Genomic DNA, 22238 nt, shown 5'->3' with positions numbered 1-22238 from the left:
TCCGTCATAAAACTGTCACAATTGCTTTTTTTGGTTTGCCCAGGGAGGCGTGTGTGAAGGATCAAGTTCAGGTATCAGCGCAACAGGAGCAGGATGCTCCAGTCAATCCATCACGCCGCCGCATCTTCCAGGCCGCCGCCGCTACCGGCATGGCCGCGTCCCTGCCCTCGCTGGGCGAGGCCGCGACGGCCAAGCCGGCCGCCGTCAAAGGCTCGCTGGACGCCAAGCTGAAAGCCCACGTCAAGAACGTGGTGGTGATCTACCTGGAAAACCGCAGCTTCAACAACCTGTTTGCCAACTTCCCCGGCACCGCCTGGCCTCTGTCGGCCGCCACCGCAGCCGCCTGCCAGCAGCGCGACCGCGACGGCTCCGTGCTGCCCGCGCTGCCGAAAGTCTGGGGCGGCATGGTGCCGAACACCCAGGACATCGGCGGCAAAAAATACGCGCTCAAGGAAGACGACATCAAGGGCCTGCCTAACGCGCCATTCAAACTGGTCGACATCGAAGGCAAGCCGCTGCCGGAAGCCGTCATCACGCGCGACCTGTGGCACCTGTTCTACCAGAACCAGATGCAGATCAACGCCGGCAAGAACGACGGCTTCGCGGCCTGGGGCAACACCGGCGGCATGGTCATGGGCTACTACGGCGAGACCAGCAAGAACCTCGGCCTGTGGAAGATCGCCGAGCAGTACACGCTGTGTGATAACTTTTTCATGGCGGCCTTCGGCGGCTCCTACCTGAACCACCAGTTCCTGATCTCCGGCCGCACGCCCGAATACTTCAACGCCAAAGACACCGCCGCCAAGAAAAAGATCGCAGTGCTGGACGACGGCCCGACCGGCTTCCGCCTGTCCGTCACCAAGGACAGCCCCGCGTCGGCGATGGACGGCCATCCGCACTTCGTCAACAACGGCGCCATCACGCCGGACGGCTACGCGGTCAACACCATGGCCCCGCCCTACCAGCCCAGCTACATCCGCCCCGCCTTCGACGGCGATCCGCTGCTGGCCGATCCGAACGACGCCGGCACCCTGCCGCCGCAAAGCTACGACACCATCGGCGACCTGCTGTCGGCCAAGAAGGTCAGCTGGGCGTGGTACGGCGGCGCGTGGCAAGCGGCGCTGGATGCGCGCGGCGGCGGCGAGAAGCCCAACTTCCAGTACCACCACCAGCCGTTCAACTACTTCAAGCAGTTCGCACCCGGCACCGCCGCGCGCGCCGAGCACCTGCGCGACGGTGGCCTGGGCGACAGCCCGATCTCGAACCGCTTCATCGCCGACGCCATCGCAGGCAAGCTGCCCGCCGTGACGTTCTACAAACCGCAGGGTAATCTGAACCTGCACGCCGGCTACTCGGACATCGAGTCCGGCGACGCCCACATCGCCAACGTGATCGAGCACCTGAAGAAGTCCCCGCAGTGGAAGGACATGGTCGTGGTCATCACCTTCGACGAGAACGGCGGCTGGTGGGATCACGTGGCGCCGCCCAAGGGCGACCGCTGGGGCCCGGGCTCGCGCATCCCGGCCATCGTCATCTCGCCGTACGCGAAAAAGGGCCAGGTCGACCACACCTTCTACGACACCACGTCGATCATGCGCTTCATCACCCGCCTACACGGCCTGCCGCTGCTGGAAGGCCTGAAGCTGCGCAACGACGCCTTCGCCGCCCGCAACGCGCTGCCGCCGGGCGACCTGACGGGAGCGCTGAGCTTCCGTTGAGTTTGGGCTTTGTGTTACACTTCGCCCTTAACTTACACTGAGCCCGACTGCTGCAGCCGGGCTTTTGTTTTTTTTCAGATGAGAGATAAAAAAGATAACGCTACGTTCGACCTGCCCGGCTTCAGCCCGGCCGCGCCGCTCGAACCGGAAGCAAAGCGTCCGCCGCCACCACGCGGCAAGCGCGCCACACTCAAGCAAGTGCAACTGGAACTGCTGGAACCAACCGACACCTCCGGACTGCCGGTCTGGGTGCGCGACGAAAACCTGGACCTCACCGGCTTGCCGGTGTGGGCGCCAAACTAACAACAACCCCGATTATCACAGCGTCAGCGAGCCTGTTAGACTGTGACCACGTCCTTTTTGAACAGGTCTGACACCATGACATCCACCGCCTTTTCCAGCCTGCCGCTGGCCCCTACCCTGCTCGACAATCTCGATTCGCTCGGCTACAAAGAGATGACCACGATCCAGGCGCAAAGCCTGCCGTCGGTGCTGGAAGGCCGCGACCTGATCGCCCAGGCCAAGACCGGCAGCGGCAAGACCGCGGCCTTCGGCATCGGCATCCTGGCCAAGCTCAATCCCGCATGGTTCGCCGTGCAGGCGCTGGTGCTGTGCCCGACCCGCGAACTGGCAGACCAGGTGGCCAATGAGCTGCGCCGCCTGGCGCGCGCCACCGGCAACGTCAAGGTGCTGGTGCTGACCGGCGGCTCGCCGATGCGTCCGCAGATCGCTTCGCTGGAACACGGCGCCCACATCGTGGTCGGCACGCCGGGCCGCGTGCGCGATCACCTGGGCCGCAACACGCTGGACCTGTCCAAGGTCGAAACGCTGGTGCTGGACGAAGCGGACCGCATGACCGACATGGGCTTCTACGACGAAATCGCCGGCATCGTCAGCGCCTGCCCGAAACGTCGCCAGACCCTGCTGTTCTCGGCCACCTACCCGGACGACATCCGCCGCGCCACCGATTCCTTCCTGGTCGATCCGGTTGAAGTGACGGTCGAAGCGCAGCACGACAACAGCCAGATCGAACAGCTGTTCTTCGAGATCGGCTTCGACCAGCGCACTGCCGCCGTGGCGCGCCTGCTGGGCCACTACAAGCCGGTATCGGCTATCGCCTTCTGCAACACCAAGGTGCAGTGCCGCGAGCTGGTGGAAGAGCTGCAATCGAAGGGCTTCTCCGCCATGGCGCTGTACGGCGAACTGGAACAGAAGGAGCGCGACGAGATCCTGGTGCTGTTCTCGAACCGCAGCTGCTCCGTGCTGGTGGCCACCGACGTCGCCGCGCGCGGCCTGGACATCCCGAATCTGGAAGCGGTAATCAACGTCGACGTGTCGAAGGACACCGAGGTGCACATCCACCGCATCGGCCGCACCGGCCGTGGCACGGAACAGGGCCTGGCCCTGTCGCTATGCGCGCCGAACGAGAAGAAGTGGGTCAAGCTGATCGAGGAATACCAGCAATCCGAAGTCCAATGGTTCGACCTGAAAAGCCTGGACGACAACGAGTACGGCGTCGATCCAGCGCCGATGATGACGCTGGTGATCTCGGGCGGCAAAAAGGACAAGCTGCGTCCGGGCGACCTGCTGGGCGCACTGACCGGTGACGCAGGCCTGAGCAAGGAGCAAGTCGGCAAGATCAACGTGTTCGAGTTCCAGACCTACGTGGCGATCGACCGCCGCGTGGCTTACGACGCCTTCGAACGCCTGAGCCGTAACAATCCGCTGGGCGGCGACTTCGGCGCCATCAAAGGTCGCAACTTCAAGATGCGCTTCATCGAATCCTGATACGTCATTCCCGCGCAGGCGGGAATCCATACTGAGCATGCGTTCCATGGATTCCCGCTTTCGCGGGAACGACGACGTTCAACGGTGCGGCTGCTCGATATGCGGCAGCAGCACCGTGAGGATGCCCAGCAGCGGCAGGAACGAACACAGTTTGTACACATAGGCGATGCCGGCCACGTCGGCGATATGCCCCATGGCTGCGGCGCCGATGCCACTCACGCCGAACATCAATCCAAAGAAGATCCCCGCAATCATGCCGACCTTGCCCGGCATGAGCTCCTGCGCGAACACCACGATGGCGGAGAACGCCGACGAGATCACAAAGCCGATCACCACCGACAGCACGGCCGTCCAGAACAGGCTTACGTAAGGCAGCATCAGCGTGAACGGCGCGGCGCCGAGTATCGAAATCCAGATCACGCGCTTGCGGCCGATGCGGTCGCCGATAGGCCCGCCCATGAAGGTGCCCGCCGCCACCGCCGCCAGGAACAGGAACAGGTACATCTGCGCCGACGACACCGACAGGCCGAATTTATCGATCAGGTAAAAGGTGTAGTAGCTGCTCAAGCTGGACATGTAGATGTACTTGGAGAAGACCAGCAGCGCCAGCACCGCCAGCGCGCCATAAACGCGGCCTTTAGATAAAGGCGATACGGCATGCGCGGCGGCTTTGCGCGGCAGTCCGGCCAGGTGGGCGCTGTGCCAGCGGCTCACTCGCACCAGCACCAGGATCGCGGCCGCCACCAGCAGCGCGAACCAGGCGATATTGCCCTGCCCCCGGCCGATGATGATGGCCGCAGCCAGCAAGGGGCCAAGCGCCGAGCCGACATTGCCGCCAACCTGGAACAGCGATTGCGCAAAACCGAACCGCCCACCCGAGGCGATGCGCGCCACGCGCGAAGCCTCCGGATGGAAGGTCGAGGAACCGACGCCGATCAGCGCGGCGGCCAGCAGCAAAGCCGGGAAGCTGCCGGCGACGGACATCATCAGCACGCCGATCAGCGTGGACACCATCCCCATCGGCAGCAGCCAGGGCATGGGACGGCGGTCGGTGTACAGGCCTATCCACGGCTGCAGCAGCGAGGCGGTGCACTGAAAGGTCAGCGTAATCAAACCCACCTGCGCGAACGTCAGGCCGAACTGCGCCTTCAGCATCGGGTAGATCGACGGCAGCATGGCTTGCGTCAGGTCGTTCAGCAGGTGGACCAGCGCGACCGCGCCGAGGATGGAAATGACGGTGTCGCCGTGGGGACGGCTGGAAGCGGAGAGAGTCGAAGTATTCATGCCGTCCAGTGTAATATGGCTAAAAACCCGATCTATTCCATTCTTCGTCGAATAAGTGACAAATGAAAGCCCTTAAACGCAGCAGCGACCACCGCGACTACCAGCGCGTGCCACGCGTCGTCACGGCCATGGCGCGGGACGAGGTGCATGGCGTGTCGGTGGCGCCGCACAGCCACGAACGCGCGCAGCTGCTGTATGCGACCGAGGGCCTGATGAAGGTGAAGACGGCGTTCGGCGTGTGGATACTGCCGCCGCGCCGGGCCCTGTTCATCCCGCCCGGCGTGGTGCATCAGTGGACTTCCATGAGCCGCGTGACGATGCGGACCATCTACATCGAGGCCAAGGTGGCGCAGGCGTTTGGCGACAGCTGCCGCGTGATTGAAGTCAGCCCGCTGCTGCGGGAGTTGATCTTGTCGCTGCTGGATGAGCCGATCGAATATCCACTGCCGGGACGCGGCGAGCATCTGGCGATGCTGATCCTGTCGGAGCTGGCGGCGGCGGAGACGGTGCCGATCGCGATCCCCTGGCCACGCGACCGTCGTCTGTTGGCCGTATGCGAAGGCATCGTCGATGATCCAGGCAGCCCGCGCACCATCGAGGACTGGGCCGCCGAAGCCGGCGCCAGTGCGCGCACGCTGATACGCCTGTTCCCGAAAGAGACAGGGCTGCATTACCGGCAATGGGTGCAGCAGGTGCATCTGGCCGAAGCCTTCGGCCGGCTGGCACGCGGCGACAGCGTGGGCGAGATCGCGGCGGCGCTGGGCTATGCCAGTCCGAGCGCGTTCAGTGCGATGTTCCGCCGCATCCTCGGCAAGACACCGCAGCACTATCTGAGCGGCTGGCGCGCGCCCTTGCAGAACGCCGGAAGCTAAGCCGCCGCCAGCGCGAAGCGGAACACGGCGCCACGCTGCGGCACGCGCACCAATTCGATGGTGCTGCCGTGCAGTTGCAGGATGCGGCTGACGATCAGCAGGCCCAAGCCCCCTTCCCTGTGCTCTCCGCGCAGCGCGAACGGGCGGCGGAACAGCACCTCCTCCATGTCCGCCGGGATGCCAGGCCCGGTGTCGCCGACGGTGATGCGGACCTGACCCTGCTCATTCGCCTCCACCGCAATTTCGACCGTGCCGCCGGCCGGCGTGTGGCGGATGGCGTTGTCGAACAAGTTGGTCAGCACGCGCTCGATCATGCCCAGGTCCGCGCGCACCATCGGCGCCGGGTGCGGCAATACGGCGTTCAGGTGCAGCTGTTTTTCCTCGGCCCGCAGTTCGAATTTCTGGAACACGTCCTGTATCAAATCGCTGAGCGAGAACGCTTCGATCTCGGGCGCCACCGCGCCGTGTTCAAGGCGAGCCAGTTCGAACAAGGCCTGCGCCAGGCGGCCCACCTTGCGGCTTTGCGCCAGCGCGATGCCGAGATAGTGCTGGCGGCCCGCCGCGTCCAGCGTCTCGTCTTTCAGCGACAGCGTCTCCAGATAGCCGTGCAGTGAGCCCAGCGGCGTGCGCAGGTCGTGCGAGATGTTCGCCACCACTTCGCGGCGCTCGTGGTCCAGCTGGCGCACGGTTTGCCATTGCTCGTTGATGCGCTCCGCCATCTCGCTGTAGGTGCGCTCCAGGATGGCGATTTCGTCTCGGCGTCCGCCGGCGTTGGGTGGCGGCAGCAGCAGTTGTTCGGCCTTGGTGTCCAGCCGGCCCATGGTCGCGGCCAGGCGGTGCAGCGGCCGTGTAATCAGGCGGAAGGCGACCAGGCCAGCCAGCAGGCCAAGCAGCGCCACCACCGCCATCGACCACAGGGTCGTGCGCAGCGCCGAACTGGCGGTGGCGCGTGCGGCGAGGCGGTCGTGCTCTTCGCTTTGCAGGATCACGTAGATGTAGCCGACCTTGCGTTCGTCCATGCGCAGCACGGCCGCACTGAAGACCTTGCGGCCGCTGTCGCTGCGGGGGTCATCGCCCTGGATCGGCAAGGGCTGGTTGTCGAGCAGGCGGCGGATGGGGTCCAGGTTCACGCGATCGCGCTTCAGGTGGCCGGCCGGCGCGGCGTGGCCGACGATGCGGCCTTCCATGTCCAGCAGGTAGACCTCGACGTTGGGATTGACCACCATCAGCTGGCCGAACAGGCGGCGCACGGCTTCGGGACCCAGGCCTTCGCTGGCGGGGGCGCCGGTCGCCGGTGCGGGATCGCTGTCGGCGTGCATCAGCTGAGCGTCGAGCGCGATGCTGCGCGCCAGACCGCGTGACAGGCCCTGCACCACCTCCTTCTCATGCATGATGTTGGCGCGGATCTGCAGCCACGCGGACGCGCCGCAGCACGCCAGCAGCAGCACCGAGAACACCAGCGACAGTCGCTGCGTAAGGCTCAGGTTCATGCCGCAGGTACGCCGTTGGCGAAGCGGTAGCCCTTGCCCCAGACGGTGAGGATGCGGGCCGGGTCGGTGGGATCGGCTTCGATCTTGGCGCGCAGGCGGTTGATGTGGGTGTTGACGGTGTGTTCGTAGCCGTCGTGCTGGTAGCCCCAGACCTGGTTGAGCAGGTCCAGCCGCGAGAACACTTTTTCCGGGTGCTTGACGAAGAAGTACAGCAGGTCGAATTCACGCGGCGTCAGGTCCAGCGGGCGGCCTTCAACCTGGGCCTGGCGGGTCAGCGGATCGAGGCGGACGCCGTTCAATTCCAGCGCGCCGGCTTCGTTGCGCTGGTTGCGGGCCATGGCGTCGGCGCGGCGCAGCAGCGCCTTGACGCGGGCCACCAGCTCCAGCACCGAGAACGGTTTGACGAGGTAGTCGTCCGCGCCCAGTTCCAGGCCGAGGATGCGATGCACTTCGCTGGAACGGGCGCTGGTGATGATGATGGGCGTGTAAGTCGCCATCGCGCGCGCCTGGCGGCAGATCTCCAGTCCGTCCACGCCGGGCAGCATCAGGTCGAGGATTAGCGCATCCCAGCCGCCGGTGCGCAGCTGGGCCAGGCCCTGGTTGCCGTCGGCGCAGTGCGTGACCTGGTAGCCCTCGTCCTGCAAATGCAGGCGCAGCAGGTCGGCAATAGGCATATCATCCTCTACGATCAGGACGCGTTTTGGTAAATCCATAGTCTGTCGGGCCGGGTAAAAGTCGGAATGCCGCCATTGTGAAGGATTCCTGCGCAGGAAAGTATCACATTTAATTGAAGTTTACGTGAGGATTTCGTCAGCGCTTCAGGGCCAGAATGGCTGCATCGACATTTCACTTTATGGAGTTTGTATGACTTCCAGACGCAAATTTCTCTTCACCAGCGGCGCCGCCTTGGTGGCAAGCGCAGTGACTTTACGTTGGCATGCCGCGCATGCGGCACCGGCTGCAGCATGGGAAGTGACCCACTCGGATGCGGAATGGCGCGCTTTGCTGTCGCCTGCGCAGTACGAGATTCTGCGGCGCGGCGGCACGGAGCGCCCGTTCAGCAGTCCGCTCTACAAGGAGCACCGCGCTGGGAAGTTTTTCTGTGCGGGGTGCCAGAATCCGTTGTTCTCGTCTTCCACCAAGTTCGATAGTGGCACCGGCTGGCCTAGTTTCTGGAAGCCGCTGGAGCGCGGCGTCTACACGGCTCGCACCACATCGCTGGGTTTCCGTGGCGCGGAGGTGCAGTGCCGCCGCTGCGGCGGGCATCTGGGCGATGTCTTCGACGATGGTCCGGAGCCGACCGGTCTGCGGTATTGCATCGACGGGCTGGCGCTGGTTTTCACGCCTGGCGCGGCTTAAGGAAGGACGATCGCTATGCTGCTGATACTTCTTTCCTATCTGGGTGGGGCGCTGACGATACTCAGCCCTTGTATTTTGCCGGTGCTGCCGTTTGTGTTTGCACGCACGGGGCAGCCGTTTGTGCGCAGCGGCTTGCCGCTGCTGGCCGGGATGGCGCTGACCTTTGCACTGGTGGCGACGCTGGCTGCCGTTGGCGGTGGCTGGGTGGTGCAGGCCAACCAGTATGGGCGCTGGCTTGCCATGGCGCTGATGGCTTTCTTTGGCTTGACGCTGATGCTGCCGCATCTGGCGGATCGTCTGACCAAGCCGCTGGTGGCGCTGGGCGACAAGCTGTCGAACAAGGCGCAGCAGGCCGGTGCTTCGGCCGGCGACAGCGCTTGGTCGGGGGCGCGTTCGTCTTTCCTGCTTGGGATTGCGACGGGTTTGTTGTGGGCGCCTTGCGCCGGGCCGGTGCTAGGTCTCGTGCTGACCGGGGCGGCGTTGAACGGCGCCAGTGCCGGGACTACGCTGCTGCTGTTGGCGTATGCGGCGGGGGCGGCGACTTCGTTGGGACTGGCGCTGCTCATCGGGGGTAAGGTCTTCAGTGCAATGAAGCGCTCACTGGGCGCGGGCGAATGGGTACGGCGCGGCTTGGGCGTGGCGATGCTCGGCGGCGTGGCGGCCATTGCGAGCGGGCTGGATACGGGTCTGCTGACGCGCGTGTCGACGGTCGCCACGGCGGGGCTGGAGCAAAAGCTGATCGACAAGCTGTCGCCACGCGCTCCGCAAGATGGCGCAATGATGGCCGGCGGCGCAATGATGTCGCGGACGGCGATGACCGGCAATGGCCCGGCCATGACAGCCATGCGCGGCGCGGCGGCTGGCGGCAGCACGCTGCCGGTGGAAGGCAAGCTGACGCAGCTGACCGGCGCGGTGGAATGGCTGAACTCCGCCCCGCTCAGCGCTGAGCAGCTGAAGGGCAAAGTGGTACTGGTCGACTTCTGGACCTACTCCTGCATCAACTGCCTGCGCACCATGCCGTACGTGAAAGCCTGGGCGGAAAAATACCGCGACCAGGGCCTGGTGGTGATCGGCGTCCACGCTCCCGAATTCGCTTTCGAACGCGATATCGGCAACGTGCGCAAGGCAATCAAAGACCTCGGCATCACCTACCCTGTCGCGGTCGATAACAACTTCGCCATCTGGCGCTCGTTCGGCAACCAGTACTGGCCCGCGCACTACTTCATCGACGCCAAAGGCCAGATCCGCCATCACCACTTCGGCGAAGGCGAATACGCCCAATCCGAACAGGTGATCCAGCAGCTGCTGGAAGAAGCGGGCCGCAAGGATGTGTCCAACAGCGTGGTCAGCGCGGAAGACGCCAAGGGCGTGCAGCAAGCCGCCGACATGGGACAGGTGGCCTCGCCGGAAACCTACCTGGGCTACGAACGCGCTCAGAACTTCGCCTCGCCGGAAGGCCAGGCCGCAGACCAGGCCCGCAGCTACACCGCTCCAGCCAAACCGTCGCTGAACCAGTGGGGCCTGGCGGGCAGCTGGCTGTCGCAGCCGGACCAGGTCACGCTGAACCAGGGCACCGGCCGCATCGTCTACCGCTTCCATGCACGCGACCTGCATCTGGTGCTCGGCCCCGGCAAGGACGGCAAGCCGGTGCGCTTCCGCGTGACGATAGACGGTGCCGCACCGGGCGCCAACCACGGCACCGACGTTGCCGCCGACGGCAGCGGCACCATCACCGGACAGCGTTTGTATCAGCTGGTGCGACAGTCCGGCAGCATCGGCGACCGCACCTTCAGCATTGAGTTTCTCGATCCCGGCGTACAAGCCTACGCCTTTACCTTTGGTTGAAACGGAGAGCACACTATGAACAGCATACTGAAAAACTGGGGCGGCCCTGCCGCATTGGTCGGCGCAGCCATCTTCGGCGTGGCCTTGTGGCAGCAGCCAGCGGAATCGGCGGAAGTCGCGGTGGTGATCGAGCCGCCAGCCGTCGACGAGCCGGCAGGCAGCGAGCATGCTGCCACCGCCATCTTTGCCGGCGGCTGCTTCTGGGGCGTGCAGGGCGTGTTCCAGCACGTGAAGGGGGTGAAAACCGCGGTCTCCGGCTATGCCGGCGGCGAAGGCCGCAACGCCAACTACGAAGCCGTCAGCGGCGGCGATACCGGCCATGCGGAGAGCGTGAAGATCACCTACGATCCGGCGCAGATCAGCTATGGCAAGCTGCTGCAGATTTTCTTCTCGGTGGCGCACAATCCGACGGAGCTGAACCGCCAGGGACCGGACAGCGGCACGCAGTACCGCTCGGCGATCTTCCCGCAAACGCCGGTGCAGCGCAGCGTGGCGGAAAAATACATCGCCCAGCTGGATGCTTCGCACGCGTTCAAGAAGCCGCTGGCGACGAAGATCGAAATGAACAAGTTCTTCTACCCGGCCGAGACCTATCACCAGAACTACCTGACGCTGCATCCCAGCGATCCCTACATCGCCTTCAACGACCTGCCCAAGATCGAGAACCTGAAACGTATCGCGCCGGATGTCTATCGCGCCGATCCGGTGCTGGTTCGGAAAGGCCTGTAGTACAATTACAGGAAAATACGACAGGCCAAGAGCCATGGACCACCGAGACGATCCTTCCCCCGATTCACCGCTGCGGCGCCGGCTGCTGGGCGGACTGCTGTCCGCTGCGGCGCCAACGCTGCCGCTGATTTTGCCGTCCAGCGCCAGCGCGGCCGATGCGCCTATCCAGGTCGGCGGCCTGCCCGTCACCTGCAATCTGACGCTGCCGGTGGCCTGCATGGCGAAGGCCGCCGATGCGGGCAAGCCTGGCGCACTGCCGCGTGGCTTTGAGTACAGCAAATACAACGGCTGGCCCGAGGTGAAGGAATCGCTGATGACGGGCCGCATCCAGGCCGCCTACATGCTGGCGCCGCTGGTGATGGATTTGGCCGACAAGCGCATCCCCGTCAAGATCGTCTCGCTGGGCCACCGTTCGGGCGCCGTCATCATGGTGCGCACCGATTCGCCGCATAAAAAATTCTCCGACCTGCGCGGCAAGCGCATCGCGATACCGAGCCGCTTCGCGGTGGACTTCCTCTTCCTGCGCAAAATGCTGGCCCGCGAGAAGATGACGCCGAAGGATATCGAGATCGTCGAGATGGCGCCGCCGGACATGCCGGCCGCGCTGTACGCAAAAGCTGTCGATGGCTACTGCACCGGCGAGCCTTTCGGCGCGGCCGCGCAGCGCGCCGGCTACGCCCGTCCGCTGGCGATGACGCGTGACGAATGGCGCAACTACATCTGCTGCGTGCTGACGGTGCGCGAGGAACTGATCAAGGAGAACCGGCCGCTGGTGCAGGAGCTGGTCAACTACGTGCAGGCCGCCGGCAGCTGGCTCGATTCGACGCCAGCCAGCCGCGAAAAGGCGATCACCATCGCCGCCGGCCGCAAGTACTTCAATCAAGATCCGAACATCCTGCGCTTCGTGATGCAGAACCCAACCGACCGCGTGACCTACGGCGACCTGCGCATGATACGTGCGGAGTTCGATGAGTTGATGCAGCTGTCGATCGAGGCCGGCACCATCAAGCGGCCCATCGCCTACGAGTCGTATGTGGACGAGAGCTTCGTCAAGGCCATCAAGCCGGTCGCCATCAGCATATGAGCAAGTTGAGCATAGCCTTACTGGCGATGACAATCGCGTTCAGCGCGCAAGCGGCCGACACCCTTGGCCTGAAAGCCGGCGTGTTCGATCCGCCGCGCATGGCGCCGGATTTCACGGTTCGAGGCTCGGACGGCAAGGAGCTGAAACTGAGCCAGTACCGGGGCAAGCTGGTGCTGCTGGAATTCGGCTACACGTCCTGCGTGGACGTGTGCCCTGTCTCGCTGGGCATGCTGGCGGAAGCGCGCCGGCAGATGGGCGCGCAGGCCAGCCAGCTACAGGTCATCTACATCACCGTCGATCCCGAGCGCGACACGCCCGACCGCATGCGGAACTACCTGCGCGCCTTCGACCCGACCTTCATCGGCGCCACCGGCACGCCGCAGCAGATGGCGCGCGTGCGCCAGGACTACGGCATCACCGCCACCAAGAAGATGATCGACGGTAGCAAGACCGACTACACCGTCGGCCATTCCTCCTACTTGTACTTCGTCGACCGCAAGGGCAGCCTGCGCGCGCTGCTGCCGTTCGGACGCACCGCCGCCGACGTGGTGCACGACGCCACACTGCTGTTGAAGAATTGAGTACGCCGCAGCCTCGCCGCCGCGCACGCGCAATCGTTATCGCGCTGAGCCTCGCCGCCGCCAGCCTTGCCGCTTTGTGCGCGCTATGCGCGTGGGCCGCGCTAGCGCCCATCGCCCTGGCTACGCGTGACGAATTGTTTGAAATCCCGAACGGCACTTGGGCGCGCCGCATGGCCGGCGACAAGGTGGAGATCCTGCCGTCCGAAATCCACCTGACCCAGGGCGCCAACGACGTGCTCCTGCTGCGCAACAAGGACAGCGTGCCGCAAATCTTCGGGCCGGTGCTGATTATGCCGGGCCAGAGTTTCCGGCTGCCGTTCGAAACCGTCTCCGTCAACGACTTCGCCTGCACCGCGCACGCCAGCGGGCAAATGCGGGTGGTGGTCGACGCCCTGCCCGCCGCCGGCTGGCCGCGCCTGAAGTGGCGGGCCTTGCGCGCCTGGGCGCGTGCGCCGCATCTGCTTTCAACATAAAGAACGCTATGGAAAAACTCAAGAAAATCCTGCCGCCACTGGCGGTGCTGGCCTCGCTGATCGCCCTGTGGTGGATCGTCGTGGTGCAGACCGAGAGCGTGATCTTCCCGACGCCGCTGCAAGTGGTGACGGGCACGCTGGAACTGGCGGAAGACGGCACGCTGTGGGAGCATATCGGCGCTTCGCTGTTCCGGGTCGGCACCGGCTTCGGGCTGGCGGCGGCGGTGGCGATTCCGCTCGGCCTGTGGATGGGGCGCGTGGACGGCGCCTACATCACGCTCAATCCCATCTTCCAGATTCTGCGGCCGATCTCGCCGATCGCCTGGATACCACTGGCGATCCTGTGGTTCGGCGTGGGTAATCTGTCGCCGGTGTTCCTGATCTTTATCGCCGCCGTGTTCCCGATGATCGTGCAGACGGCGGCCGGCGTGCACACCATCGAACGGCGCTACCTGCGGGCGGCGGAGAACTTCGGCGTCTCGCGCACCACGCTGTTCCGGCAGGTGATTATCCCTGCGGTGCTGCCGGAGATTATCGTCGGCATGCGCATCGCGCTGGGCGTGGCGTGGCTGGTGGTGGTGGCGGCGGAGATGATCGCGCTGCGCTCCGGCCTGGGCTACCTCATCATGGACTCGCGCAATGCCGGCAACCGCTACGACCTGGTCATCGCCGGCATGATTATCATCGGCGTCATCGGCCTGATACTGGACGCGGTGATGCGCAAACTCGAAGGCCTCAAATCGGTAAGGTGGCGCTATGGACGCTAAGATCGTCGTCAAGGAAATCAAGAAGAGCTTCAAGGATCTGCCGGTGGTCGGCGGCGTCAGCCTGGATGTGCGGGACGGCGAATTCGTCGCCATCGTCGGGCCGTCCGGCTGCGGCAAGTCGACGCTGATGAAGATCATCGCCGGCTTCGAGCAGCCCAGCGAGGGAGAGGTGCGTATCGACGGCGTGGTGCGGCGCGGGCCTAATCCCAAGGGCATCTCGATCTCGCAGCATGGCTCGGTGTTCCCGTGGCTGACGGTGCAGCAAAACCTGATGTTCGGCCTGACCGGCGACGGCCACGGCGACAAGTCGGCGCTGGCCGACCACTATGCGGAGATGGTGGGGCTGAAGGGTTTCGAGAGCAGCTATCCGCACGAGCTGTCGGGCGGCATGCTGAAACGGGTGGAGCTGGCGCGGGCGCTGGTGGTCAAGCCGGAGATCCTGTACATGGACGAGCCCTTCTCCGCGCTGGATGCGTTGATGAACCTGAAGATGCGCACCGAACTGCTGCGCATCCTGGCCGAGGAGCGCCACACGGTCATCCTGATCACGCACGATGTGGAGGAAGCGCTGTTCATGGCGGACCGCATCCTGGTGCTGTCGCCGCGGCCGACGCGGATACAGGCGACCTTCGAAGTGCCGCAGCCGCATCCGCGCAAGCTGTCGCAACCGCAGTTCCAGGAGATGAAGGAACAGATCCTGCGCGAGCTGGGTGTGACGATCTAAGAACTGACTAACGCACGGCCAGCGAGACGCTGGCGGGGAACTGCGGTGCGCGTCGGTGCAGCGTGGCCTGTTCGTAGGCGTAGGCCATGCCGATCAACGCCGCTTCGCTGTAGGCTGCGCCGACGAAGGACAGGCCGACCGGCAGTCCATGCACATGCCCGGCCGGCACGGTGATGTGCGGATAGCCCGCCACCGCCGCCGGCGACGAGAAGCTGCCGCCGAAATGGTCGCCGTTGATGAAGTCCGTCAGCCACGCAGGCCCGCCGGTCGGCGCCACCAGCGCGTCGAGCCGGTGTTCGCGCATGACCTGGTCGATGCCTTCGGCGCGCGAGTAGCGCTTGTTGTTGGCCAGGGCTTCGCGGTAGGCCGGCGTATCGAGATCGCCCTTGGCTTGCGAGCGTTCCAGATATTCCTGGCCGAAGTACGGCAGCTCCTGTTGTCCGTGCTTCTGGTTGTAGGCGATGACGTCGGCCATGTTCGATACCGGCGCGTGCGGCGCGTACTCCTTCAGGTAGGCCGCCAGGTCCGCCTTGAATTCGTACAGCAGCACTTCGGTTTCGCTGTCGCCATATTTGCCGACGTTGGGGACTTCGGTGTCGACCAGCTCCGCGCCTTGCGCCTTCAAATCCAGCAGCGCTTTCTCGATCACCGCATCCAGCTCGTCGTTACTGCCGAAGAAATTGCGGGCGACGCCGATGCGCCGGCCCTTCAAGCCGCCCTTCTCCAGCGCGGCGCGGTAGTCGCCGGCCTTGCCGGCGCTGTCCTGCGTGACGGGATCCCTGGCGTCGATGCCCGTCATCGCGGCCAGCATCAGCGCGGCGTCGGCGACGCTGCGCGCCATCGGGCCGGCCGTGTCCTGCGAGTGGGCGATGGGGATGATGCCGCTGCGGCTGACCAGGCCCAGCGTGGGCTTGATGCCGACCAGGCCGCAGATCGAGGCCGGCGAGACGATGGAACCGTCAGTCTCGGTGCCGACCGCCAGCGTGGCCAGTCCGGCGGCGATGGCCGCGCCCGAGCCGGAGCTGGAGCCGCTGCAGTTGCGGTCCAGCGAATACGGATTCAAGGTCAATCCGCCGCGTCCGCTCCAGCCGCTGACCGAGTGCGGCGAGCGCATATTGGCCCATTCGCTTAGATTGGTCTTGCCGATGATGACGGCGCCGGCCGCCCGCAGCTGCGCGGCCACATGCGCGTCGCGCGCGGCGCGGATGCCGTTCAGCGCCAGCGAGCCGGCGGTGGTGCTCATGCGGTCGCCGGTGGCGATGTTGTCTTTGAGGAGAACCGGGATGCCGTGCAGCGGACCGCGTACGCGCTTGAGGTTGCGCTCGCGGTCCATCTCCAGCGCGATCTTCAATGCTTCGGGATTGATTTCGATGATGGCGTTGATGCGCGGACCGGACTTGTCGATGGTCTTGATGCGGGCCAGGTATTGCGAGGTCAACGAATGCGAGGTCAACTTGCCGGCCTCCATCATCTGCTGCTGTTCCCAGACGCCGGCGTCGAGGATGCCGCCGCTGCCTAGCTTGGACGCCGCACCGGTGGGCGTCGCCAGCACCCGGTTGCTACCCGCCGCGGCACCCGCCGCTACGCCGATCCGAACGAATTCCCTGCGATCCATGCCATCCTCGTGATTGGTTTGTACTGATCACCTATGCGCACTATTTGTTGCGTCGCATAAATATATCAGCGTGTTGCCACCTACACCACAAAAATTATTACAAATCAGCAAATAATTCCCGAATCCCAATAAAAAAAGCACGCCGGCATGTGTTTCACATGCGCTGGCGTGCTTTTTTAGCACTGAAACCGATTAGTTACGAACGATACGCTTGTATTCGTTGGTACGGGTGTCGATCTCGATGACGTCGTCCTGGCTCACGAACAGTGGCACTTGAACGGTGTGACGCTTCGATTCGATAGCGTTTTCGATCTTGGCTTCTTTCAGGACGTTGCCCGAAGTGTTGCCTTTGACCGCAGGCTCCGAGTACACAACCTGACGCGCGATGGTGGTTGGCAGTTCAACCGAGATCGCTTTGCCGTCGTAGAACACGGCTTCGCATTCCATACCGTCTTTCAGGTAGTTCAGCGCTTCGCCCAGGTTTTCTTCTTCGATTTCGTACTGTTCGTAATCAGCGTCCATGAAGACGTACAGCGGGTCGGCGAAGTACGAGTAGGTCACTGGCTTTTTGTCCAGAACCACGACGTCGAACTTGTCGTCGCCGCGGAAGACGTTTTCCATCGGGGTGTTGGTCAGAAGATTTTTCATCTTCCATTTGTACGTGAAGCCCGTGCGGCTCGAACCGTTGACGTCGGAACGCAGAACGATCATAGGCTTGCTGTCAACCATGATGATGTTGCCAACACGAATTTCTTTTGCAGGTTTCATAGAGAGTGTACGTAAAAAGTAGGTTGCGTAAAAATCATCTGTCGCCAGGCGGGAAGCCCAAAGCTCACGGTTGATCAGGTAAAAATGCGCTAGAGATTAACCCGGCATTATACCTTGTTTTTCCCACACCGCCTATCTCAGCGTGGCGGCGAACGCCATCAGATTGGCGGCCAGATCGCCGTTGGCCTGCATTTGCGTCTGCCACGCGGCGGCGCGTTGCGCCATGGCCGGCATCTGGCGTTCGAACGCTTGCCACAGCGCGGGCCAGTCGTCACCCTCGCCCGCCGTCGGCGCGCCGTTCCAGCGCAGCGAAAACTCGGTCAACGCATCAAGCTCGCCGGCGTAGCGCTGCAGGAAGGCGCGCAGTTTTTTGTGGTGCAGGTTTTCGTCCTGCGGGTAGATGTGCCAGACGAAAGGCCGGCCCGCCCATTGCGCGCGCACGAAGGAATCCTCGCCGCGCACGAAGTTCAGGTCGCAGGCCCACAGCAGTTGGTCGTAGTCCGGCTGCGGCACGAAGGGCAGCACGCGCACGGTCAGCGCGCCGCGCGTGGCGCTGGCGCCGGCCGTGGCCTCGGCGCCGAGGAAGGCTTGCACCGCCTCGGCCGCCACGCCCTCCGGCACCAGGCAGGTCAGCGGCTGCGCGGCTGCGGTCCACACGTCCAGCAGCGCCGACACCGGCGCGTGCGGGTAGCAGAACAGCGTGACCTTGGTGGACGCCATCTCGGCCGGGGTGACGCCGAAGCGCGCCAGGAACTCCGCCATTGCCGCCGGCGATGACTGGAAGCTGCGGCGCGCTTGATCCAGTTCACTTTCGCACAGCAGGCCGCCGGTCTTGTCGGTGAAGCCGGGGAAGAAGAAGTGCTTGGTCAGCGGCAGGCGCGGATGCGGCGAGGTCAGGCGATGGCAGCCTTCGACCCACTCTTCCGCCGTCAAGCCTTCCAGGTTGAACCAGACCGGGCGCGGTTCGCACTGCGCCATCGCCTCGATATAGCCGGGCGGGATGTCGACGGCGAAGAATTCGATGACGATGTCGGCCACGTCGGCGGGCGTGAAGACGCCGTCCTGGTCGCGCCAGTGGCGCACGGTGACGCCGTCGAGCTGCTGGCTGGCGGCGGCACGGTCGACCTCGGGGCAGATGCGCTGGAAGCTGGCCAGGTCATCGACCCACAGCGTGACGGCCAGGCCGTGCTCGCGCCGCAGCTGGCGCGCCAGGCGCCAGCAGATGCCGATGTCGCCGTAGTTGTCGACCACACGACAAAACAGATCGAGGCGGCGGAGTTGGTTCATGACGGATAGGGAAAAAATGCGAGGCTGGATGATACCTGATTAACGTTCGACGGCCACCAAGAATACCAAAACTTCTGCGGACAGCCCCAGTCCAATCCCTTCCAGCGCAGGTGGTGACAGCCCGCACGCCATGTGCCGGCCGCGCTGGCCAACACCAACCACAACAAGGAGATACCATGAATGAGTTTCAACAGTACTACGGTCAACAACTGGCGCCGCAACAACTGGGCGGCCTGGCGCCGCAAGGCTTCTTCGGCGGCCTGCTGGGCGCTCCGCTGGGTGGGCTGATCGGCCGCGGCATCGGCGGCCTGTTCGGCAACTCCCGCCTGGGCAACCAGATCGGCCAGGCGGCCGGCGGCATCGGCGGTTCCTTCCTGCCGTTCAGCGTGGATCCCGTGACGGCGGCCTATGCGCAACAAGCACAGCAACAACAGCAACTGCAGCAGCTACAACAAGCCCAGCTGGCGCCACAAGGCTGGTTCGGCAACCTGATCAAGAGTGTGGCGCAGCCGCTGGGCGGCGCGATCGGCGGCGCCTTCGGTAACGCCGGCCTGGGCAACACCATCGGCGGCATCGCCGGCCAGCTGGGCGGCATGCTGCCCTTCGCGGCCGATCCGGTGCAGCAAGCCTATGCACAACAGGCGGCGCAAGTACAACAGCTGCAACAGCTGCAGGCGCAGGGACTGGCGCCGCAAGGCTGGTTCGGCAACATCATCAAGAGCGTGGGCCGTCCGCTGGGCGGCATGATCGGCGGCGCCTTCGGCCATGCCGGCCTGGGCAACACCATCGGCGGCATCGCCAGCCAGCTGGGCGGCATGCTGCCCTTCTCCGTCGATCCGGCCGAGCAGGCAGCCGCATTGCAGGACGTGCAGCTGCAATCGCAAGGCCTGGTGCCGCAAGGCTTCTTCGGCAACCTGATGCGCCATCGCGCCAACACCGGCATCATCAGCCCACCCATCTTCAGCCCACCTATCGGCATCCCCGGCATCGGCTACTCCAGCCCCGGCATCGCCAACATGCTGCCCTTCTCCGCCGACCCCGTCACGCAAGCGTATGCGCAGCAAGCCCAGGACGCCCAGCTACAACAACTACAAGGCCTGGCGCCACAAGGCTGGTTCGGCAATCTGATCAAGAGCGTGGCGCAGCCGCTGGGCGGCGCGATCGGCGGCGCCTTCGGCAATGCCGGCCTGGGCAACACCATCGGCGGCATCGCCGGCCAGTTGGGCGGCATGCTGCCGTTCGCGGTCGATCCGGTGACGGCGGCCTATGCGCAGCAACAGGCGCAGCTGGCACAACTGGCACAACAAGCCAACGCCGGCAGCAACGCGCTTTACGGCGGTCAAACGCTGCACTGATAGTTTGATGCCCTGAGCTGCAGACGAGGCGGCGCCTTGCCGCTCCTGCCCTCCGACGGCCATGGCTGCGGAGGGCGCAGCTCTTTTTAAGGAGATTCCCATGACAGAAGCGCAAGCCGCGCCGGCCGGGAAGGCACGGTATCTGATCCACGCCGCCGACGGCGCGCCGCTGGCCGATTTTCTGGCGCTGGCCGATGTCGACCCCGAGATCACGGTGGTCGATGTGATCGGCCCGCACGACGCGCCGCATACGGCGGTCGTCGAAATCAGCGCCGACAAAGCCCGCGTGCTGGAGCTGCACTTCCGCAGCACCGGCACGCCCTCCCATCAATTAACGATAGAACCGGACCAGCCGCTGTCGCTCTTCGACAGCATGCAGGCCGGGCCGATTTGAAAGGAATGTCCATGCCCAAAACCACCAACGACGGCGCCTCGTCGCCGCCGGACCCCACTCTTTCCGGTGGCGTTGACGCCACCGTTTCCGCCGAGGGCGGCGGGCGCTCCGGGCGCTCCGGCTCGTCCGGTAGCTCGGCCTTGTCCAGCGGCGCCGGCGACGGCAGCGAGGCGCGCGGGTCGGCCGACTCGGCCGGTTCGGTCGGCGAACCCGGCCGGCGCAGCGACAGCGGCGGCCGCGCCATCGCCGCGCGCAAGAAGCAGTATGTGATCGCACCGCGCCAGCCCGACGGCCTGCAGGCGATGAGCTTCCAGCCGCTGCAGTTCTCGGCGCTGGAGCAGGCGCTGCGCAGCAGCCACGACATCGAGGTGGTCGACACGGTCGGCCCCAAATCCGTGCTCGGCGCGCTGGCCGACGGCATGGGCGGTTCGCAGGGCGTGCTGGTGGCGCGCATGACGGAGCAGAAGGCCGCCGTGCTGCACCAGCAGGGCCAGGGCCGCCTGCTGGTCGAGCAGGACCAGCACCTGAACCTGATGGAACCGGGCCTGCGCCAGCCGGCGCTGGTGACGGGCATGATGCCGGCCGCCGCCGGCGGCCCGGTGCTGAACGCCGTCATCAGCGTGGTCGGCAAGGATGGCGCGCCGCAGGCCGAGGCCGAAGTGTCGCTGTTCGGCAGCATGCTGCCGGCCAGCGGCGTGACCGACGCCAACGGCCAGGTCACGCTGTCGCTGTTCGGCGAGACGCCGGACTCGGTGCGCGGGCTGTACGTCAAGCCCAAGGCCGACTACTGGAGCTTCTACCAGCGCGATCCCGACATCAGCACCGATGAAGCCAATGTCGTCGGGCTGCGGGCGCTGTCGGACTGGCCGTCGCTGGCCGGCTTCCCGCGCCAGCGCGCCTACGGCTGGGGCCAGAAGGCGATGCGGCTGGACCAGCTGCCCGGCAACTACCGCGGCCAGGGCATCAAGATCGCCATCATCGATTCCGGCGCGGCCACCACGCACGCCAACCTGCGCGGCATCAAGGCCGGCTTCGACGTGTTGAACAAGAAGACCAACCCCGACGGCTGGGATCAGGACACGCTGGGCCACGGCTCGCACTGCGCGGGCGTGATCGCGGCGGCCGACATCGCCTCGGGCATACGCGGCTTCGCGCCGGATGCGGAGGTGCACGCCTGCAAGCTGTTCCCCGGCGGGCAGATCAGCCAGTTGATCGATGCGCTGGAATACTGCATCGACAAACAGATCGACGTGGTCAACCTGAGCCTGGGCGGCGCCGAGGTGTCGGAGGCATTGGAGCAGCAGATCGTGCGCGCCAAGCGGGCCGGCATCGCTTGCATTGTCGCGGCCGGCAATTCGGGCGGCGCGGTGCAGTATCCGGCTTCGTCGCCGAATGTGCTGGCGGTGGCGGCGGTCGGCAAGCTCGACGAGTTCCCGGCCGACAGCTACCACGCGCAGACGCTGGACCAGAATGTCGACGCCTACGGCTATTTCACGGCCAAGTTCAGCTGCTTCGGGCCGCAGGTGGCGGTGTGCGGGCCGGGCGTGGCGATCACGTCCTGCGTGCCGCCGAATAATTTCGCGGCCTGGGATGGCACGTCGATGGCGACGCCGCACATCACGGGACTGGCGGCGCTGACGCTGGCCCATCACCCGGACTTCCAGACGCCGCAGTACAAGGCGCGCGGCGCCGAGCGGGTCGAGCGGCTGTTCCAGCTGATACGCGCCAGCGCGCACCGCGTCAGCCTGGGCGACCAGAGCCGCACCGGTTTCGGCTTGCCGGATGTGCTGGTGGCGGTGGGCTTGCAGACGCAGGCCGGCCAGCAGCCGGCGCAGGCCGTGGCGCCGCAGGCCGCCACGCTGGCGCCGATGATGGCAGGGCAACCGCTGGGCGGCTCGCTGGGCGGCAATTTCGCCGGCTTGATGGGGAATCTGGGCGGCGCACCGGTCTACGATCCGCTGGCGCTGGACATGGCGCGGGCGCAGTTCGCGGCCTATGGCGGCTGGCCGCCGCTGCATGTGGGCGCCTTCCCGCTGCCCAAGCCGTACAACCCCATCATGTGGTAGGCCCGGAAATGCAAAAAGCCGCACTAGGCGGCTTTTTGC

Annotated in this window: 21 protein-coding genes; 15 read left to right on the top strand and 6 right to left on the bottom strand. The window is 65.1% G+C overall.

From position 1 onward, the window contains the following. Positions 1–53: 53 nt before the first annotated feature. The 3 genes from GEV02_RS28750 (at position 54) to dbpA (ending at position 3506) form a co-directional block, all read left to right on the top strand. On the top strand, positions 54–1718 hold the full coding sequence (locus GEV02_RS28750) for an acid phosphatase (protein ID WP_328595941.1): 1665 nt from the start codon (positions 54–56) through the stop codon (positions 1716–1718). Positions 1719–1796: 78 nt separating this feature from the next. Beyond that, positions 1797–2021, top strand: coding sequence for a hypothetical protein (locus tag GEV02_RS28745; RefSeq protein ID WP_008449983.1), 225 nt, complete (start codon positions 1797–1799; stop codon positions 2019–2021). 75 nt (positions 2022–2096) lie between these two features. Next, the gene (dbpA, locus tag GEV02_RS28740; RefSeq protein WP_008449985.1) at positions 2097–3506 is read left to right on the top strand and encodes an ATP-dependent RNA helicase DbpA; all 1410 of its coding nucleotides are present in this window, start codon (positions 2097–2099) and stop codon (positions 3504–3506) included. A 78-nt stretch (positions 3507–3584) separates the two neighbouring features. Here the strand turns inward: dbpA and GEV02_RS28735 are convergent, their stop codons facing one another. Continuing rightward, positions 3585–4790 carry an MFS transporter gene (locus GEV02_RS28735; RefSeq protein WP_152841275.1) on the bottom strand — a complete coding sequence of 402 codons (1206 nt, stop codon included), beginning with the start codon at positions 4788–4790 and terminating at the stop codon, positions 3585–3587. A gap of 62 nt (positions 4791–4852) precedes the next feature. Here GEV02_RS28735 and GEV02_RS28730 point away from each other — a divergent pair, with 62 nt between their 5' ends. Beyond that, positions 4853–5662 carry an AraC family transcriptional regulator gene (locus tag GEV02_RS28730; RefSeq protein WP_152841274.1) on the top strand — a complete coding sequence of 270 codons (810 nt, stop codon included), beginning with the start codon at positions 4853–4855 and terminating at the stop codon, positions 5660–5662. Here GEV02_RS28730 and GEV02_RS28725 read toward each other — a convergent pair. Together GEV02_RS28725 and GEV02_RS28720 are read right to left on the bottom strand one after the other, a co-directional pair. Beyond that, on the bottom strand, positions 5659–7152 hold the full coding sequence (locus GEV02_RS28725; protein WP_152841273.1) for a sensor histidine kinase: 1494 nt from the start codon (positions 7150–7152) through the stop codon (positions 5659–5661). The genes GEV02_RS28730 and GEV02_RS28725 overlap by 4 nt on opposite strands. Further along, positions 7149–7865 carry a response regulator transcription factor gene (locus GEV02_RS28720; RefSeq protein WP_152841272.1) on the bottom strand — a complete coding sequence of 239 codons (717 nt, stop codon included), beginning with the start codon at positions 7863–7865 and terminating at the stop codon, positions 7149–7151. The genes GEV02_RS28725 and GEV02_RS28720 overlap by 4 nt, the downstream gene beginning before the upstream one ends. A 151-nt stretch (positions 7866–8016) precedes the next feature. On the opposite strand from GEV02_RS28720, the gene msrB reads away from it, so the two are divergent. From msrB to GEV02_RS28680, 8 genes are read left to right on the top strand one after another with little or no spacing between them, the layout of a single operon-like run. Then, complete coding sequence (msrB, locus tag GEV02_RS28715; protein ID WP_152841271.1) at positions 8017–8511, top strand: peptide-methionine (R)-S-oxide reductase MsrB; 495 nt, start codon at positions 8017–8019, stop codon at positions 8509–8511. Positions 8512–8526: 15 nt separating this feature from the next. Beyond that, on the top strand, positions 8527–10356 hold the full coding sequence (locus GEV02_RS28710) for a cytochrome c biogenesis protein DipZ (protein ID WP_152841270.1): 1830 nt from the start codon (positions 8527–8529) through the stop codon (positions 10354–10356). A 15-nt stretch (positions 10357–10371) separates the two neighbouring features. Next, positions 10372–11085: a peptide-methionine (S)-S-oxide reductase MsrA gene (gene msrA, locus GEV02_RS28705; RefSeq protein WP_152841269.1), complete on the top strand. Its 714-nt coding sequence runs from the start codon at positions 10372–10374 to the stop codon at positions 11083–11085. A gap of 34 nt (positions 11086–11119) precedes the next feature. Continuing rightward, positions 11120–12169 (top strand): ABC transporter substrate-binding protein, encoded by a 1050-nt coding sequence (locus tag GEV02_RS28700; RefSeq protein ID WP_152841268.1) that lies wholly within the window; start codon positions 11120–11122, stop codon positions 12167–12169. Next, a complete protein-coding gene (locus tag GEV02_RS28695; RefSeq protein ID WP_152841267.1) occupies positions 12166–12750 on the top strand; it encodes an SCO family protein in 585 nt (194 codons plus the stop codon). The genes GEV02_RS28700 and GEV02_RS28695 overlap by 4 nt, the downstream gene beginning before the upstream one ends. After that, positions 12747–13223: a cupredoxin domain-containing protein gene (locus GEV02_RS28690; protein ID WP_235923020.1), complete on the top strand. Its 477-nt coding sequence runs from the start codon at positions 12747–12749 to the stop codon at positions 13221–13223. Before GEV02_RS28695 ends, GEV02_RS28690 begins: the two co-directional genes overlap by 4 nt. A gap of 8 nt (positions 13224–13231) precedes the next feature. Next, positions 13232–13990 (top strand): ABC transporter permease, encoded by a 759-nt coding sequence (locus GEV02_RS28685; RefSeq protein WP_152803469.1) that lies wholly within the window; start codon positions 13232–13234, stop codon positions 13988–13990. Continuing rightward, positions 13980–14714 (top strand): ABC transporter ATP-binding protein, encoded by a 735-nt coding sequence (locus GEV02_RS28680; protein ID WP_152841266.1) that lies wholly within the window; start codon positions 13980–13982, stop codon positions 14712–14714. Before GEV02_RS28685 ends, GEV02_RS28680 begins: the two co-directional genes overlap by 11 nt. A 7-nt stretch (positions 14715–14721) precedes the next feature. Here the strand turns inward: GEV02_RS28680 and GEV02_RS28675 are convergent, their stop codons facing one another. The 3 genes from GEV02_RS28675 to earP form a co-directional block, all read right to left on the bottom strand. Further along, positions 14722–16329, bottom strand: a complete 1608-nt coding sequence (locus GEV02_RS28675; protein ID WP_152841265.1) for an amidase — start codon at positions 16327–16329, stop codon at positions 14722–14724. Positions 16330–16521: 192 nt separating this feature from the next. Then, complete coding sequence (locus GEV02_RS28670; RefSeq protein WP_008450015.1) at positions 16522–17097, bottom strand: elongation factor P; 576 nt, start codon at positions 17095–17097, stop codon at positions 16522–16524. A gap of 132 nt (positions 17098–17229) precedes the next feature. Beyond that, on the bottom strand, positions 17230–18384 hold the full coding sequence (earP, locus tag GEV02_RS28665; RefSeq protein WP_152841264.1) for an elongation factor P maturation arginine rhamnosyltransferase EarP: 1155 nt from the start codon (positions 18382–18384) through the stop codon (positions 17230–17232). A gap of 176 nt (positions 18385–18560) precedes the next feature. Between earP and GEV02_RS28660 the strand changes: the two genes are divergently transcribed. The 3 genes from GEV02_RS28660 (at position 18561) to GEV02_RS28650 (ending at position 22199) form a co-directional block, all read left to right on the top strand. Beyond that, the gene (locus tag GEV02_RS28660; protein WP_152841263.1) at positions 18561–19739 is read left to right on the top strand and encodes a hypothetical protein; all 1179 of its coding nucleotides are present in this window, start codon (positions 18561–18563) and stop codon (positions 19737–19739) included. A 100-nt stretch (positions 19740–19839) separates the two neighbouring features. Continuing rightward, entirely contained in the window at positions 19840–20133 is a 294-nt protein-coding gene (locus GEV02_RS28655) for a hypothetical protein (protein WP_152841262.1), read from the top strand. Between the two features lie 11 nt (positions 20134–20144). Next, positions 20145–22199, top strand: a complete 2055-nt coding sequence (locus GEV02_RS28650) for a S8 family serine peptidase (RefSeq protein ID WP_152841261.1) — start codon at positions 20145–20147, stop codon at positions 22197–22199. The last annotated feature ends 39 nt before the right edge of the window (positions 22200–22238 follow it).

It is taken from the genome of Rugamonas aquatica (assembly GCF_009380215.1).
GTDB lineage: Bacteria > Pseudomonadota > Gammaproteobacteria > Burkholderiales > Burkholderiaceae_D > Rugamonas > Rugamonas aquatica_B.
This window is presented reverse-complemented; position numbering and strand designations above follow the sequence as displayed.